The sequence below is a fragment of the Azospirillum sp. A23 genome (assembly GCF_042938965.1).
GTDB classification, from domain to species: Bacteria; Pseudomonadota; Alphaproteobacteria; order Azospirillales; family Azospirillaceae; genus Azospirillum; species Azospirillum melinis.
The window spans coordinates 1,313,450-1,330,215 of sequence record NZ_CP170666.1; the positions used below are offsets into that span (position 1 = coordinate 1,313,450).

9 protein-coding genes are annotated in these 16,766 nt (G+C 65.9%); 5 read left to right on the forward strand and 4 right to left on the reverse strand.

Going from position 1 to position 16,766, the window contains the following annotated elements:
• Positions 1-1,117: 1,117 nt before the first annotated feature.
• The 4 genes from ABNQ40_RS14865 (at position 1,118) to ABNQ40_RS14880 (ending at position 5,830) form a co-directional block, all read left to right on the forward strand.
• A complete protein-coding gene (locus tag ABNQ40_RS14865) occupies positions 1,118-2,062 on the forward strand; it encodes a replication initiator protein A (RefSeq protein ID WP_109050244.1) in 945 nt (314 codons plus the stop codon).
• Between the two features lie 157 nt (positions 2,063-2,219).
• Positions 2,220-3,242: an AAA family ATPase gene (locus tag ABNQ40_RS14870; RefSeq protein ID WP_109050245.1), complete on the forward strand. Its 1,023-nt coding sequence runs from the start codon at positions 2,220-2,222 to the stop codon at positions 3,240-3,242.
• Positions 3,232-4,086, forward strand: coding sequence for a ParB/RepB/Spo0J family partition protein (locus tag ABNQ40_RS14875; RefSeq protein WP_391347048.1), 855 nt, complete (start codon positions 3,232-3,234; stop codon positions 4,084-4,086). The genes ABNQ40_RS14870 and ABNQ40_RS14875 overlap by 11 nt, the downstream gene beginning before the upstream one ends.
• A 220-nt stretch (positions 4,087-4,306) precedes the next feature.
• Complete coding sequence (locus tag ABNQ40_RS14880; RefSeq protein ID WP_247879833.1) at positions 4,307-5,830, forward strand: ABC transporter substrate-binding protein; 1,524 nt, start codon at positions 4,307-4,309, stop codon at positions 5,828-5,830.
• A gap of 114 nt (positions 5,831-5,944) precedes the next feature.
• Here the strand turns inward: ABNQ40_RS14880 and ABNQ40_RS14885 are convergent, their stop codons facing one another.
• Positions 5,945-6,586: a hypothetical protein gene (locus tag ABNQ40_RS14885; protein WP_109050248.1), complete on the reverse strand. Its 642-nt coding sequence runs from the start codon at positions 6,584-6,586 to the stop codon at positions 5,945-5,947.
• A 140-nt stretch (positions 6,587-6,726) separates the two neighbouring features.
• Complete coding sequence (locus tag ABNQ40_RS14890) at positions 6,727-8,745, reverse strand: hybrid sensor histidine kinase/response regulator (protein ID WP_109050249.1); 2,019 nt, start codon at positions 8,743-8,745, stop codon at positions 6,727-6,729.
• Positions 8,746-9,003: 258 nt separating this feature from the next.
• Between ABNQ40_RS14890 and ABNQ40_RS14895 the strand changes: the two genes are divergently transcribed.
• Entirely contained in the window at positions 9,004-12,162 is a 3,159-nt protein-coding gene (locus ABNQ40_RS14895) for a response regulator (protein ID WP_109050250.1), read from the forward strand.
• A 191-nt stretch (positions 12,163-12,353) separates the two neighbouring features.
• Here ABNQ40_RS14895 and ABNQ40_RS14900 read toward each other — a convergent pair whose 3' ends face one another.
• Complete coding sequence (locus tag ABNQ40_RS14900) at positions 12,354-15,656, reverse strand: DEAD/DEAH box helicase (RefSeq protein ID WP_109050251.1); 3,303 nt, start codon at positions 15,654-15,656, stop codon at positions 12,354-12,356.
• Positions 15,656-16,555 (reverse strand): hypothetical protein, encoded by a 900-nt coding sequence (locus ABNQ40_RS14905; RefSeq protein ID WP_146255499.1) that lies wholly within the window; start codon positions 16,553-16,555, stop codon positions 15,656-15,658. Before ABNQ40_RS14905 ends, ABNQ40_RS14900 begins: the two co-directional genes overlap by 1 nt.
• Between the last annotated feature and the right edge of the window lie 211 nt (positions 16,556-16,766).

The following is a 16,766-nucleotide window of genomic DNA, read 5'->3' on the forward strand; positions in this document are numbered from 1 at the left end:
GGTCGATCCTTGGGACGGGTGAAGACAAAGGAAGAGCGTCAACGGATTCGCATTGAATCCGCTTGGCTTTGCGGGCCTGCCCTGCCATCATGGAGTCGCCAAACCGCCAGATGTGGGGTGCCCGGGGTTTCCCTCGGTCTCCTCCGTCCGACACGAAGGGCCCGGAGCAATCCGGGCCTTTTGTGTTTTCGGAGGTCGGTCCTCCGTTACGTCATGATGCTCTCCGTCAAGATGCCCTCGTCGCGTTGCCTGGAGCCACGTTGCCCCAAATCGTATTGCCTGGATTCATACCGCCCGTCACACCGGCGCGTGGCGCCGGCCAGAACCTGGCATGGGCGCACGACGACGGCATGAGGGCGGTTTTCGCCCGTTTTTTGAAATGTGTACGTGGCGTTGCGCGTCTGTCCACGGTCTTGGAAGAATCGCCCGTGGACGGCATTTCGCGGACACCGGGCTGGATTCTTGCGGAGGAATCAAGCACTTGCCGCGCCGGTTCTCCGGCCGTCCGGGTAGAAGTGTCGCCGTTGTGCCGAAAGATTCGGCTCCAAACGTCGCCGTTGTGCCGAAAGATTCTTGGCCGTCGGCGGCTTGGGCGGATGGGATGGTCCCGTCGAACGTCGCCGTTCTGCCGAATGATGGAGCGGATTCCACCCCACCCCTTCCCTCCCCGGTATGGAATCGGCGGAGAATCGGGCGGGAATCGGCCCTGCGGCGGATCGTCCGAACGTCGCCGTTCTGCCAGTCGATGCCCTCCCCAGGGGCCTCCCCGCCCGATCCTGGGGGGGCAAGCCATACAATAATCTAGGAAAATCAACATGTTGGCTTGAGCGTCCCTTGCCCCGTCGCCCACCGGCACGGCAGAACGCAGACGTTGCCGCCACCGCTGGCCGGCCGGAACGGCTCCCTCCCCCGCCGAATCCGCATCCGGCGCCTGTCCGACTGTCCTCGGCCGCAAAAACTGGCAGAACGGCGACATTCGACCGGGCATTCGGCGCCGGCCGCGGGAATCTTTCGGCAGAACGGCGACGTTTGGTCCGGCAGTGTGGAACAGGGCGGCAGGCTTGTGGATTATGGGTTCAACCCACTTGAGGCCGCCGAGGACCAGCGGAGAGATCGCATGACCCAGACCATCAACGCCGAGCTGCTCGACCGGCCGCTGCAATTGGCTCTGCGGCTCGATTCACCGCTGACCGGCGATGTGCAGAACGACCGCCATATGATGGTCTACAGCCTGTTCGGCCTGTCGAAGGACAAGGCGGAATCGCTGCCGACCTACGATGACGGCAAGGTGCGGATCGAGGTGCGGGCGCCGAAGAACGTCGGCGTTGCGACGATCTGGGACAAGGCGGTGCTGCTCTACGCCATCTCGCTGCTGCGCGAGAAGATGGACTCCGGCAAGGGCTCCAAGCTGGGGGAGCTGCACTTCACCACCAGCGACCTCCAGCGCATCGTCGGCAAGACCGCCGGCGGCAGCGCCTACGACAAGATCGAAGGCGCGCTGGAACGGCTCCAGGGCACACAGATCAAGACCAACCTGGAAACCGGCGGCGAGGGCGAAAGCGGCGCCTTCTCGTGGATTTCCGACTACAAGCTGCTCTACCAGCGCAAGAAGGACGGCGAGCGGGCGGTGCGCGGGCTGAAGCTGACGCTGTCGGGCTGGGTCACCCGCGCGGCGCTGGGCCACAATCTGCTGAGCTACGACGACCAGTATTTCGCGCTGAAGCCGGTGGAGAAGCGCCTTTACGAGATCGCGCGCGCCCACCTCGCCCGCGGCCACGCCTTCTGGATGGCGCTGGAGCCGCTGCGCAAGCGCGTCGGTTCCGACAACGACCTGCGCAAGTTCAAGAACGCGCTGAATCCCGTCCTGGCCGCCGACCGCATCCCCGGCTATGGTGTCCGCATCGTCGAGGCGGCGGAATACAAGGAGACGATGAAGGCGCGCGGCGCCGTGCTGGGCCGCGTGCTGAACGCCGATCTGCCGGTGCTGTTCTGGAAGAAGAGCCAGGGCCAGCCGGAAAACTGGATCGACGCTCCCAAGGTGGAATACGACGAGACGGTTTGACCCCTCCTGTCCGTTCAGCCATAGCTGTTCGGTCGCTGAAATCCCCTATGAGTTCAGTTATAGAAAAGCCCCTCTCCCTTCGGTAGACACCCGTTGCCGGAGTCGCGACGACTTGATAGGGTCGCTGCCGACCGGTGCCGGGGCAGGAGGACGGGGCGTGACAGGGGAACAGTTGAAGGCGTTGCGGGAACGGCGCGGCCTGACCCAGACGCAGATGGCGGCGTTCGTCAATGAACTGACGGGCCGCAAATACGACAAGCAGCGGCTCAGCAAATGGGAAACCGGCAAGGAGGCCCTGCCCCGCGACGTGTTGGGCCGGTTGCTTCTACTGGATCTCGAACGGCCGGAAAGCCCCCTGCCCCGCCGCGGCACCACCGTCGCCGTCGGTTTGCAGAAGGGCGGCACCGCCAAGACGGCGACCTCGATCAATCTGGCCTTCATCCTGGCCCGTGCCGGCAACCGCGTGCTGCTGGTCGATGCCGACCCGCAGGGCAACGCCACCGTCCATGTCGGCGTACCGCAGGCTGACATCGTCGCGCTTACGGAGGCGGGCAGGGTCCTCTACCATGCGCTGATGGGCAAGACGCCGCTCGACGCGGTGATCCGCCCGACCGGCGTCGAGGGGCTGGACGTCGTGCCCTCCAGCATCGCGCTGGCGAGCGCCGACACCGAGCTGCCGGGCAACCTGACCAACGCCCAGACGGCGCTGGCCGAGATGCTGGACGGGGTGCGGGAGCGCTACGACGTAATCGTCATCGACTGCGCCCCCAACCTGGGTGCCGTGACGATCAACGCGCTGACCGCCGCCGACTATGTCCTGGTGCCCTGCCAGGCGGAGCCGCACGCCATCCTCGGCGTCAGCGCCTTCCTCGACACCGTCGCCAAGATCCAGCGCCGGCTGAACCCGCGGCTGGAGGTGCTGGGCATCCTGCCGACCATGGTGAACCCGCGCCAGACCCAGGACCGCTCGTCGCTCGACGACATCCAGCGCCTGTGGGGCGAAAGCCGCCGGGTGTTCCCGCCGGTGCCGCGCGCCACCATCTACGCCCAGGCCGCGGGCGCCAACGTCATCACGCTGGATGCCGACATCGGCGCGCCGGGGGTGGAGAGCTATGCCGCCATCGCCTCTGCGCTGCTGACCGCCATGGGCCGCCTGCAGGAGACCGTCGATGCCGCCTAAGAAGCTGACCCGACAGACCGCCGCCACCGTGCTCCAGGCCAAGGAGGCCGGCTTCGCCGCCGAGACCGACCGCATGTTCGGGCTGAGCGGCGTGCTGCCCCGGCTGGTCGAGGTCGATCTGGACGCCGTCGAGACCAATCCCGGCCAGCCCCGCACGGTGTTCGACGACGAGTCCCTGCGCTCGCTGGCCGACTCCATCGCCCGCCACGGGTTGCAGCAACCTGTCCTCGTCCAGGAGGGGGAGCAGAAGGGCCGCTACCGGCTGGTGGCCGGCGAACGGCGGCTGCGCGCCCATCGGCTGCTCGGCCGCGGCACCATCGCCGCCATCATCACCAAGGGCCGGCCCGAAGAGATCGCGCTGATCGAGAATGTCCAGCGCGTCGATCTCGACGCCATCGACCTCGCCCGCGGCCTGTCCCAGCTGATCGAGGCGCACGGCTACACCCAGTCGGAGGTGGCGGCGGCGGTCGGCTGTTCGGAGGCCGAGGTGTCGAAGCGCCTGAAGGTGCTGCGCCTGCCCGACGACATCCTGGCCGATTACCGCGCCAACCCCGATGCGGTGTCGCGCTCCGCCCTGGTCGAGCTGGCCTTCGTCGAGGACGAGGCGGAGATGCGCCGGCTGTGGCAGACGGCGCGCACCGGCGGTCTGACGGTGGGTGCGGTGCGGGCCGCCCGCCCGGCGGCCTCCAGCACGGCGGAGCCGATGCGGGTGCTCGGCAAGGCGATCAACCGGATGGACAAGGATCTGGCCGCCATCGACACCGTCGCCCAGGCCTTGCAGCGCGAGCATCGGGAACGGCTGCAGGCGCTGCGCGACCGCATCGACGCCCTGCTGAACGGCTGAGCTTTACTCCCTCTCCCTCCGGGGAGAGGGCATCCAATTTCGATTGCGAAAGCCCGTCACGGTTGTTCATCTTTCGAAAAGCGCGTTAAGGTTGCTTTCGATTGCGAAAGCATCTGGCGCTCGACCAGGGTGACCGCCTGCCCTGCCCCGTGTTAAGGATCATCTGTCAGGTGATCGAGGGTACGGGGCAGAGATGCAGGCGGTGCGGAGACGACATTTCTTGAGCCTGCTCGGCGGCCTGCTCGGGGGCGCCGGTCTGGCCGCGGCCCTGCCCCGGCCGGCGATGGCCGCCGGTACCCTGCGGATCGGCTTCAAGTCCCTGCCCGGCGGACTCAACCCGCTGACCGTCAGCGATCTGGTCGCGCGTCAGGTTCTCGGCTCGATGTATGAGAGCCTGACCACGGTCGATACCAAAGGCCGCATCCTGCCCGGCCTCGCCACCGCCTGGGAGGCGTCCGAGGATGCCCGCCGCTGGCGGCTGACCATCCGCGACGGCGTCACCTTCCACACCGGCCGGCCGCTGACCGCGCTCGACGTCAAGCGCAGCTTCGAAGCGGCGCTGGGCGGCGACGGCACCAACTTCGCCGTGCTGGCGCTGTCGAAGGTGCGGGGCTTCCGCGAGCTGCGGGCGAAGACCGCCGGCGGGCTGTCCGGCATCACCGTGATCGACGACCGGACGCTGGAGGTGGTCTGCGACGAGCCCTGCGCCGTCTTCCCCTTCGCCCGCCTGAACATCGTCGATGTCGAGGCGGCCGGGCAGGCCGGTCCCGACTGGTTCCGCACCCTGTCGGCGGGAACCGGACCCTACCGGCTGGTGCGGTCGAGCGACGGCATCCGCATGGATGTGGAGGCCAATCCCGGCTGGCGCGGCGGCTCGGTGCCGTTCGAGCGGGTGTCCTTCCTCGCCACCGGCATCGGCAACGACGGCATCACGCTGTTCAACGACAGCCAGATCGATTTCACCTTCGTCGACACCGATGCGCTGCGCGGGGTGATGGATGATCCCGGCTTCAAGCGCTCGCTGTCGAACGTGCCGCGCATGCAGATGCGGGTGGTGGCGCTCGACCCCAGGCGGGTCAAGGCGTTCGGCGATCTGCGGGTGCGCCGGGCGATGTCGCTGCTGATCGACCGCGGCGCCATGGTGGAGCGCTTCTTCCGCGGGGTGGCGAGCGTCCACAACGGCATCGTCCCGCCGGCGCTGCTGTCCAACGAGAGGCTGGAGCCGCTGGCCTACGACCCGCTGCTGGCCAAGCGCCTGCTGGAGGAGGCCGGCTATCCGGAGGGGCGTGGCATCGAGCCCTTCCAGGTCACCGTCGTGCCGGAATACCGGCGGGAGTTCGTCTATTACGTCTCGCAATGGAACAATGCCGGCATTCCGGCAAAGCTGGTGATGGCGCCGCGGCAGGAGTTCATCGCCCGCTCGCGCCGGCGCGATTACGACGCTTTCCTGTTCGGCTGGACTGCCACCTATCCCGACCCGATGAACTTCCTCGACGAGCTGTTCAGCAGCAGCAGCCGCTTCAATCCCGTCGGCTGGACCAGCGCCCAGTTCGACGGCCTGATCGAGCGCGCGATGGCAATCCCCGATCCCACCCTTCGGGCGGAGGTCTACAAGGACGCCGAATGTCTGGTGATGCAGGATTTGCCGGTGATCCCGCTGGTGGTGCCGGACTATGTGGCGCTGCGCGGCAATGTGCTGAGCGACAATTTCATCACGCCGTTCGGCGGCCTGAACTTCGGCTGACGCTGGCGAAGGGCAGGGGACGGATAGCCGGGACGGAGGGCAGGGCGCCCGCATGAAAAAAGCCCCTGTCCGCAGCCGGACAGGGGCTTTTCCGTCGTTACAGGGACAGGAAAGTCAGGCGGCGCCCTGCGGCCGTGCTTCGCGCAGGCAATCCGCGGGCTTCGCCTCGCGCAGGCAGTCGGCCGGCTTGGCTTCACGCAGACAATCGGCCTGCGCGGCTTCTCGCAGGCAATCTGCGCTCTTGGCTTCCCGCAGACAGTCGGCCTGCGCGGCCTCGCGCAGGCAATCCGCGGCCTTCGCTTCACGCAGACAGTCGGCCTGCGCGGCCTCGCGCAGGCAATCCGCGGCCTTCGCTTCGCGCAGACAGTCGGCCTGTGCAGACTCCCGCAGGCAGTCGGCACCGGCGAGCAGGCGGGCGCTGTCGCTGCGGGCGGCGTCCATGCGTTCGGCCGGGACGGTCACGCCGTTGTGGTGGAGATACTCGCCATAGACCGCTTCGCAGAAGCGGAAATAGGCGCGGGTGTCGGCGACGATGAACTCGTGCCACAGGTCGTCGCAGGCGGCCGATTGCGGAACGATGTCGCGGTCCGGATGTTCGGCGCAGGCCAGCAGGAATGCCTTCAGCTGGGTCAGCGCGATCTCGGACGTGGGGCGGGACATCCCCGCGGCGACCGCGCGGTCGACGACATAGCCGAAGTCGAAGCCGGCGATAATGTCATGGGCACGGATGGTGTCGGTCTTGCTGGCGCCGCGCATGGGATCCTCCGAAACTGCTTTCGGTTCGCCCTCGGATGGGGGGCAGAAATATCCGAGAGCACCGCTCGGATGTTGTGACACAGCATAGTCCGATATGTGAGATTATTTTTGGTCCTAAGCCCCAGGGTGGGGGCGGGACTTCAAATCGTCGGAGTCTTATGCGGAGCGGCGATGTCGAGCGCCACAACCGCCGCTGCCCCCGCCGGCCGGGCCGCCGTCATCTGTTCCACCAGTGCCGACAGGCGGTCCGGCATGATCGGCTTGGCGGCGACGATGACGCCCATCTCCGCCGCGCGGGCGGTCACGGCGCCGTCGAGCCGGCCGGAGATCAGCACCGCCGGGATCCTGAGGCCGAGCCGGTGCCAGACGGTGTCGATGAAATCCAGGCCGTTCTCGGTGGCGGACAGGTGATAGTCGGCGATCACCGCATCGGGCCGGATATCGCCACCCTCCACCGCGCGCAGCCCCTGGGCCACGCTGGAGGCGCCGACGACGCGATGGCCGGCGGTGTTGAGGAACATCGAGATGGCGGACAGCACGAACTGGTCGTCGTCGATCACCAGGATGGCGATCTCGCCGCTCTTCGCCGGTGCGTCCGCCAGCGTCGCCAGCCCGGTGACAGCCGCCGGGGCGGCAGCGGGGGCAGGGGCTTGGGGGGCAGGAACAGGGGCGGGAACAGGGGCCTCAGTGGGAGCAAGGGCAAAGGCGGGCGGAGCTTCGGCCCGCCGCGGCGGCTCCAGGGCCGGCTCCACCGGCGCCAGCGGCAGGGTGACCGAGAAGACGGAGCCCTTGCCCGGGGTGGAGCGCACCTTGACCGGGTGATCCAGCACGCCGGCCAGCCGGCGGACGATCGACAGGCCGAGACCGATGCCGTTGTCGCGGTTGCGCTCCGGGTTGCCGATCTGGTGGAACTCCTCCCAGATGGCGTCCAGCCGGTCTTCGGGAATGCCGATGCCGGTGTCGCGCACCTCGACGATCAGGCTGCCGCCGGACTCCAGGCAGGCGACCTGCACCTGACCCGCGGGGGTATAGCGGATCGCGTTGTCGATCAGGTTGCCCAGCAGGCGCAGCAGCAGCACCCGGTCGGTCAGCACCGGGGCGCGGTACTGCGGCACGGAGAAGGCCAGCCCCTTGTCGCGGGCGACCGGGCCATACTGCGAGTCCAGCGCGTCGAACAGGTCGGCGACCTCATGCACCGCCATGTTGGCGGTGACGCCGCCGGCATCGAGCCGCGACACCTCCAGCAGCTCGTCCAGCAGCTGCTTCAGCGTCATCACCACCTGTTCGATCTTGCGCGCCGATTCCGCCACCTTGGGATTGGGGGCGGTGGCGCGCAGCATGGCGGTCAGCATCAGCAGCGACTGGGCCGGCTGGCGCAGGTCGTGGCTGGCGGCGGCCATGAATTTCGCCTTCGACGCCACCGCCTGCTCCGCCCGCTCCTTGGCGACGCGCAGGTCGATGGCGTTCTGGCGGAAGGTGTCGAGCGCCTTGGCCATGCGGCCGATCTCGTCGTCGCGGTGGCGCACCGGCACGGTCACCGTCACGTCGCCGGCCGCCAGATCGGCCATGGCGCGGGTCATGCCGGCAATCGGCAGCGTCACCCCGCGCGTCGCCCAGATCACGCCCAGCACCACCAGCAGCAGCGTGACGGCGCCGATGCCGCCCAGCACCAGCACATGGTGGCGGATGGCGGCGTCGGTCGGCCCGGTGTCGAGCCTGACCAGCAGCGTGCCGATGGTGCGCGAGCCGCCGGTGCGGTCCTGGCGGGTCAGCGGCACAGCCGCGGCGGTGGCCGCCGGATTGGCCCCGGAATTGAGCGGCGCATCCGCCACGACGACGGGCGAGCCCGGCTTGCGGTAGATGGCGAAGCGCTCGCCATGGGTGCCCAGGATCACCGCCTCGGCGAAGCTGTCGATCGAGCGCAGCGGGCTCAGCGCCGTCAGCGCCTCTTCCGGGTCGAGGTCCCACAGCGCATTCGTCACGTCGTCGAGCACGATGCGGGTCGCCATCTCGGCGCGGATGGCCAGCTCGGCCCTGGTGTTGCGCACGTCGGACTGGATCAGCACGACCATCGGCACGGCGACCAGCACCGACACCAGCACCACCGCCGATGCGGTGGACCGGGCAACCAGGCTCCGTGAGAAGATCTTCAAGAACATGCCGAAGCCTACGAAAACACGACGACCACGAACGATGCGCGGCGGCATTCTAGCCGAATCGGACGCCAAACACGACAGCGACGTAAATGCCAGCGGTTCATGCGGCTGCCAACCGTAGTAGTAGGAAAAAAGGCAGTATGACTGTTTCGAATCGTTTCTTCTTCTTGTTAAGTTGCGCGTGTAAAAATTCCCGCCGGGTTTCGACGAATTCGTTTGGGAGCGGGGTAGCCGTTGGCGTAGCCGCCGGGGAGCGGAGCAATGGGAACGGGCATCATCATCGCCCTTGCGCACGGCGTCGGCCTGCTGGCGCTGGTTCTGCTTGCCTATCGCCATGTCCTGCGGCGGTTCGGCGCCCGGCGCGGCGCCTTCGCGGTGCTCTCCGGCCTGCTGTTCGGCGTGGCCGCCGTCCTCTCCATGCTGGATGCCTACCCGGTCGCCGACGGGGTGCTGGTCGATTTGCGCAATGCGATGATCGGGCTGGCCGGCCTGTTCGGCGGCCTGCCGGCGGCGCTGCTGTCGGCCGCCATCGCCGGGGCGGTGCGGCTGTGGCTGGGCGGGGTGGGGGCGACGACCGGGCTTGCCGGTATGCTGCTGACCGCCCTGGTCGCCCCGCTGCTGGCCCGCCCGATGGAGCGGCGCGCGACCTGCAAAACCGGAAAAGGCGACGGCAAGGGCGCCTTCGGCTTCGGCCTCCTGGCGCTGTTCGGTCTGGCGATTGCACCGCTGACCCTGCTGGCCTTCCTGCTGCTGCCCGATTTCGACCTCGCCATGCGGGTGATGGAGGAGGCGGCGCTGCCGCTGATCGCCTTCACCGCGCTGGGCATCGGCCTGCTCGGCACCATGCTGGCGCGCGAGCACCGGCGCTTCGCCGACGAGGGAACGCTGGCCGAGAACGCCGCCCTGTTCCGCGCCGTCTTCGACAGCTCCGCCGACATCCTCGTCATCCTCCGCGTCAACCCCGACGGCGGCTTCACCCTGCATTGCGCCAACGAGGCCGCCGCCTGCGCGATGGACGACCGGGTGACCACGGCGCGCGGCAAGCCGCTAGACGCGCTGCTGCCGCCCGATCTCGCCGCCAAGGTGATGGCCGACCTGCAATCCTGCATCGACGCCGCCGCCCCCACCCGCTTCGAGGAGCAGCACACCCATGACGGCGTCACCCGCTGGTGGGAGGTGTCGCAGGTGCCGATCCGCGACGAGAGCGGCGCCATCGTCCTGCTGTCGGTCGGCGCCCGCGACATCACCCGCCGGCACGAGGCGGAGCGGGCGATCCGCGCCAGCGAGGCGCGCTACCGGCTGCTGGCGCGCAGCGTCACCGACATCATCGGCCGCATCGGTCTGGACGGCGTGCGCCGCTTCTGTTCGGAGGCGACGCGCGACAGCCTGGGCTGCCCCCCCGCCGATCTGGTCGGCCGCCCGCTGGTGGAGCGGGTGCACCCCGACGACCGCGCCGATCTTTCCGCCGGCCTTGCCCGCCTGACGCCGGACCGCCCGACCCTGAAGACCACCTACCGGCTGCACCATGCCGACGGCCGCTGGGTGTGGATCGAGGCGGCGGTGCGGCTGGTCACCGACGATTGGGGCGCCCCGCAGGATTACGTCAGCGTCGAGCGCGACGTGACTTCGCGCAAGATCATGGAGGCGGAGCTTCAGGACGCCCGTCACGCGGCGGAGGCGGCCAGCCGCAGCAAGTCCGAATTCCTGGCGAGCCTGAGCCACGAGCTGCGCACGCCGATGAACGCCGTCATCGGCTTCGCCGACCTGATCGCGCGGGAGTCGGAGGGGCCGGTCGGCACCGCCCATTACCGCGACTTCGCCGTCAACATCCGCGACAGCGGCCAGCATCTGCTGGAGCTGATCAACGAGATCCTCGACCATGTCCGCGCCGAATCCGGCCAGCTGATCCTCGACGACGAGCCGGTCGATCTCGAAGCCGCCGCCATTTTCGCCGTCCGCCTGCTGACCCCGCGCGCCGCCCGCGCCGGCATCGCCCTCTCGGCCCAGGTGGAACCCGCCGCCCGGTTCCTGCGCGGCGACGAGCGGCGCATCCGCCAGATCCTGCTGAACCTGCTGTCCAACGCGGTGAAATACACGCCGTCCGGCGGTTCGGTGACGCTGACCGCCGGCCCGGCGCCCGACGGCGGCCTGCTGCTGGAGGTGCGCGACAACGGCGTCGGCATCCCCGAGCAGGATCTGGACCGCGTCCTGCTGGCCTATGCCCGCGTCGCCACCCCGGAGAACCGCCAGACCGAGGGCGCCGGCCTGGGCCTGCCGCTGACCCGCCGTCTGGTGGAGCTGCATGGCGGCGTGCTGACCCTGGCGAGCCGGGTGGGGCAGGGCACCACCGTCACCATCCATTTCCCGGCCGAGCGCGTCGCCGGCGACAGGAGCGGCGAGGGGGCCGGCGAGGCGGGCGGCGCGCCGGGGGAGGGAAGGCCCGGCCTGTCGATCCTGATGGTGGACGACGACCACAACATCCGCGAGAACGGCTGCGCCCTGCTGCGCAGCTGGGGCCACCGGGTGACCGCGGCGTCCGGCGCCGGCGAGGCCCTGGTGGTGCTGCGCGGGCCGGAGCCGCTGGACCTGCTGTTCAGCGACATCGTGATGCCGCCGGGCATGAACGGGGCGGAGCTGGCGCGCGAGGCGCGGCGTCTGCGCCCCGACCTGCCGGTTCTGCTGGCGTCGGGCTTCGCCGCCCATGCGGTGGTTGCCGACGACGTGGCGATGGGCGGCTACGACCTGATCGCCAAGCCCTATGACGCGGCGGAACTGCGCGGCCATCTCGACCGCCTGCGCCCGCTGGCCTCCCCCCCGCCGCCCGGCCCCGGCCAACCCCCAACCCCCGTCCCGGGTTCCACCCCCGATCCCACCCCGAGCCCGAAGCCGAAGCCCACCCCGGCCCCCACCGCCGGAACGCCGTCCCCGCCTCCGCTGCCGCCGGCCGGGGCCGAGCCGTCCGCCCCCCGTCCTGCTGCCGCCCCGCCGGCCCCCGCGGGCGGGGGCTTGCGCGTCCTTGTGGTGGAGGATGTGGAGATGAACCGCCTGCTGGCCGTCACGCTGCTGAAGCAGGCCGGCCACCGGGTGGCGGCGGTGGAGGACGGCGCCCAGGCGGTGGAGGCGGTGGCGCAGGCGGCCATGGGGGTGGATGGGGGCGAGCCCTTCGACGCCATCCTGATGGACGTGAACATGCCGGTGATGGACGGTCTGGAGGCGACGCGCCTGATCCGCGCCATGCCGGGTCCGGAGTCCCGCGTCGCCATCGTCGCCCTGACCGCCAACACCTTCCCCGACGACATCGCCCGCTGCTACGAGGCCGGCATGGACTGCCATGTGCCGAAGCCCATCGACCGCGCCCAACTGCTGAGCGAGGTTGCGCGGTGCGTCGCTTCGCGGCGGGCGGTGGAGACGATGGGGTAGGGGGCGTAGGCCGTGCGGTGGGGACTGCTTGGCGCCAAGAGCGGACCCTGCCACCAATTGAAAGCTGCTACCGAGGAACTCGACGCCTTCGGCTCATAACGGTCGTCCAGACGAACTGAGGCGGACGCCCGCTTTCCTTAGCCAGATCGACCGGGTGGCAGCAAAGATGCGCGCAAGCGAGCTTGCTAAACTCAGTTTTCCAGTAGCAGCAGATACTGTCGTATGCGCTCCACCACCGCAGGATACTCATCTGTGTTTGAGATGTCTGGCTCATAACCAATGATGGCGGCGTAGGCTTGGTGCGTCTGGACGCGGCTTAGAAAGCCGCGCTTGATGTCACTGAAGGCAAGCTTGCTTGGGGTATCGAAGCCGCGTCTAACCCCTGCTGCCAGGCAGTTAATGACAGAAACCGGCGTTCCCGGATTATCGGCGGCAGCAGGACTCTCGCTCGCCGCGCGCGCCACCAAACCGGCGGCAAAGGAAAGGCTGAGCGGTATGAGTTGAGAGACCAGCTCACGGCCGCGCGGGCAAATTGCTTGTCTGGCAGGGTCACCACCGAGTTGCCTTTCGATCTCGCGCAAAGGTTCGCCGCGCAGCCAAGCCAGAATGCCGGGTTCGAGGCTTTTTACGGCTTCGGCCGTCAGCGGTCCGTCCTTCTTGTTTCCGGTAGCGCCGAGAATCGCGCGTCCATCGCGGATCAGGATGGCATCGCGCGCAGCCTTATCCTCTGCGAGCCAGTTGATGATCCAGGACATCCAATCCGGTATTGTCTGAGGCAGCCCGTCAATATGATCCTCGATCCGTTGACGCAGCGATTTGAGGATACCAAGCGGTGCGCCGCTTTGAGTGGCAAGCTCTGCAAGTAACGGATCATCGGCTTCCTTCGCTCTTTCGCCGATAAGTTCGTTCAATCGCGCAATTTTTATTTCGAATTCCGCCTTTTTGTTATTCCTGATAGCTGTGAACGCGGCCAGTGAACGCCTGATCGAGAACCGCGTCGTTGCTTCGGCTTCTGCTCCTTCTGGCGCGACTGCCGTGATTAGGCGGTTTAAGGCATACTCGACATCGGGATCGGCAGTAGACGACACGTTGACGCGATCAAGGATCGTCTGAAGGGGGTCACTCAGGGACAGGCAGCGGTCGTCTTCCGGCAATACCGATTTCAGTTTGTTAAGCACGCCCTCGGGAAGTGGCTGACCGTGTCTGAACTCAAGCACGGCTTCAGGAATTAGGAGCACGATTCCGTTGGCGAGGTGACCGGCGCGGCCGGCACGGGCGGCCGCATTCAGTATTTCATGCGCCTTCAGATCTTCCCGCCCTCCTTCCTCCGGATCGCTTCGCTTGTCCCCAGCAAGAATGGCTATGTGAGCCGGAAGGTTCAAACCCTGCGCCAGCGTCGGTGTTGCGACGATGACTTTGGCTCCGTCGGCACGACGGAACAACCGTTCTGCGAGATCGCGCTCCAGTCTCAGCATCAGCGCATTGTGAGGCACAGCAGCAGCAGGACCGGGCAAGATCGCGTGTTCGAGTCCACCAAGCTCGGTTTCCAGCACCTTCCATCTCTCTTCTTCTTCCTGCGTTTGTGCTGGAGGATTTCCCAGGAGCGCCGAGATCTCGCGGGCAGTCGAAGCGGCCGTATCCTTCCGATTTACGAAAACGATGCCTTTCAGCCCGTTGCGCGCCGCCGCCGCCGCCACTTGTGCAGCAACCTTGTTGACGTTGGGCTTCAGATAAATTGATCTATCCTGATTGAGGTCACCGGTAAGGGTGACCGGCGCATCGGAGATAGCAGTCAGCGAGCAACTCGCCGAAGCACCGGATAGCCAGTTGTGCTGCAGCCCAAAAAGAGCGTGAGGCTGGCACTGCAGCGCTTCGGTGGCCGGCTTGCGCAGGTTCTTGGCGCGCTTCCTTTTCCTCGCATCTTCCTTGCGCTGAATGGTAATGACGTTGCGCCTCATGCGCTCGATTGCAGCGTTATCATACAACAGAATGCCGCGCGCCTGTCGGCTCGGCTTCCAGAGGGGATCAGCAAAGATACAAGTACGTCTGGTGAGCTCTTCGATCCACTCTGCGAATGTAGCGCCATTATCGAGCATTGCGGAAAGGAACAGGAAGTCGGCTTCCGGTGCGATGCTGTTGAAGGCAAGGACGCAGAACATGCCGTCCAACGCCCGGCGAAGGTTCGAGATTGGGCTAAGGAGATGGCATTCATCGAAGACGAGCAGGCCAACGTTCTCGAAGGCTTCGGGCGAATATGACAAAAGTGCAAGGCAACGCTCCGGCGTCATGACTTCGATGCTTTCGAAGTTGGTGCCCGATGCGAACAAACGGTCAAAGTCACTCGAAACGATCGAGCCTTCCAGCGACTGCGGAAATACCTCCTGAAGATCGACAGTGAGTTGATCTACCAGAGCGTGTGTCGGCGCGATGAACACTACGGATTTGCCGCTTGCCAGTACAGCGGCAATCTTCAAGCACGATACAGTTGTCTTCCCCGCACCGGTCGGCAGCACCAGAACTGCAGATTTTCCGTTCTGATGGAACCCTTTAGCGATGGCTTCACGGTGGTTAGGCCATAAGAAGGGCGCGGCATTCGCACGATGCCGCAGCCAGTTTCGCCAGTAGTTTCCATCTGCTCCCTCAGGGGGCGGCAGGCGCGTAACCGCCGCGCCCACTATGCTGTCATAAGCTGAAAGCAGTAGTGATGCAAGATGACGCGGCCCGGGATAAGTGGTCAAGAAATCAGGAGAAAGTTCGCCAAGAACACCACGTTCAGACGAAGCGAGGTCTAGCACGCGGGCAAACGCCGCTCTCGCGCTGCCGAACAGTCGTGCCGTCTGGTCCGGCTGGTCTTCCCCCAAAACCTCTGCTGCAAACAACTCAACCCCAACCACTAGGCCCTCAAAGAGCGCCGTGGTCCCGCGTTGTTCAAGCGATCCACTGGAGACAAAAGCAGCTGGACGCCGCTGCGCGCGGTGAAGAATGCTATGGAACTTGCCGCGCGCCAGATCACGGATGTTCTCGGCCAGGATGGTGCAGACATAGTCCTGCTCGCCCTCCTCCGGCCGTATAAACCGCGCGGCTTCGTGCGCGTCCGCATACTGCTCGGAGATTAGGAAAAGCACTGCTGCCGCGATCGCCGGATGGATGCGGTCGCGATCCATGATGGTAACTGCTCCGGCAGCATCGGTCTGGGAAAGGTCCTGCGCCAGAATTTGATGTGCCGTGCCAGCAACAAATGCCGCTGCCCTGCGATAGTCAGTACCGCGCACCACAGAAACAACAATCTCATAGGCGTCAGCAATACGAGCAAGAGGCCATTCGCCTTCCACCGCTGCATCATCCCCTGCATCTTCGGTGCCTTCAGCGCGCCTCAATCTGCGGGCGACCAGTTCTGCATACCTAGCCGTGAGCAACTGCGGCAACTCGGCAGGATTGAGGCCCGGCAAAGCAGGGGCACCGCGCATGATTTCTGCTGTGACCGGATCGAACATCAGTGTTCGTCCTTCCAGATTTCGTCAATGAAAGAGATCGCCCGATTGGCAAGTTCGTCAAACCAAGCGCGCAGTTCCATGGGGGGCAGGAAGGTCGCCCCGATGCGCTGTGCAGCAGTGATCTTGTCAAGGTCATCGTATCCCTTGAACAACGCCGCGCGTCCAGCCTCCGAGTCGTGCTCAGGGCTGATCGTCAGTCCGGCACGATAGGCCCTGAATGCAATATCTAGTACGCGCCCGGCAGCCTCCATAACGGCTTCGTCGGGGATTCTGCCATCAATCAACGAAGATGTCGCAGCAACCAGTTCGGAAGCCCGTTTTCCCACATGATATTTCCGAAAGGCGGGCAGAACCTCATTTCTGAATTTTCGGCGGGGGTCATTCGAACATTTGTCTTCTAAAATTGTAACTTTTGTGATTTTTTCGCCATTTTTGTCCAACTCGACCATGAGGCCATCAAGCCCCTGAGTTGTCGCGCTGATGTGAGGGTCGCGCATGAGCACCTTGGGAGCAGCGCCTTGACGGGCGGCAATCCAGGAAATTGCCTCGAAGATAAGACCGTCGCGATGCCAACGATGGGCATCCTGCTTTTCCTCCGTGTCTCCGGTCACGCTCAGACGCTCTTTCGCGTCGGCGCGAAGCACATCGAGCGTCAATGCTGGAACTGCAGGCCGCAGCTCTGCGATGATCCGCGCCGCGTGCTTCGCCTGACCCATCGCGATAATTGCAATGAGTCTTGCCAGCAAATCGAAATCACCGACTGTCCAGTGATCACCAACACAGTGATCGTTGATCTTGCACTCTTTAGTCGACACCGCCATAAGAGTCGTGGCTCCGGACTCGGGTTTGGCGGATATGGTGATCTTGTCGAAGCTATCTGTCTTAAGGGCCTTATTCATCTGATCTGAAATCTCTTAGTATAGCCTCTGAATACGCGTGTTATTCAACGACGTTAATGCGGAGAGCAAACGAGTGATTCTGTTAGCAATTACCCGCGCGAAACCTACCTGAGGGCGAGCTTTCTGTCCAACAGAATGAGTATGGACGTAGCGCGCTCTCTGAAGGTCGAAAAAATTGTGGATGTTGGTGCTCTCGACAGCGAATGTCAGT

Excerpts from the sequence above, each read along its gene's own strand:
- ABNQ40_RS14865 (WP_109050244.1), top strand. The coding sequence starts at position 1,118 with ATGACCCAGACCATCAACGCCGAGCTGCTCGACCGGCCGCTGCAATTG.
- ABNQ40_RS14875 (WP_391347048.1), top strand. The coding sequence starts at position 3,232 with ATGCCGCCTAAGAAGCTGACCCGACAGACCGCCGCCACCGTGCTCCAG.
- ABNQ40_RS14885 (WP_109050248.1), bottom strand. The coding sequence starts at position 6,586 with ATGCGCGGCGCCAGCAAGACCGACACCATCCGTGCCCATGACATTATC.
- ABNQ40_RS14890 (WP_109050249.1), bottom strand. The coding sequence starts at position 8,745 with ATGTTCTTGAAGATCTTCTCACGGAGCCTGGTTGCCCGGTCCACCGCA.
- ABNQ40_RS14895 (WP_109050250.1), top strand. The coding sequence starts at position 9,004 with ATGGGAACGGGCATCATCATCGCCCTTGCGCACGGCGTCGGCCTGCTG.
- ABNQ40_RS14900 (WP_109050251.1), bottom strand. The coding sequence starts at position 15,656 with ATGTTCGATCCGGTCACAGCAGAAATCATGCGCGGTGCCCCTGCTTTG.
- ABNQ40_RS14905 (WP_146255499.1), bottom strand. The coding sequence starts at position 16,555 with ATGAATAAGGCCCTTAAGACAGATAGCTTCGACAAGATCACCATATCC.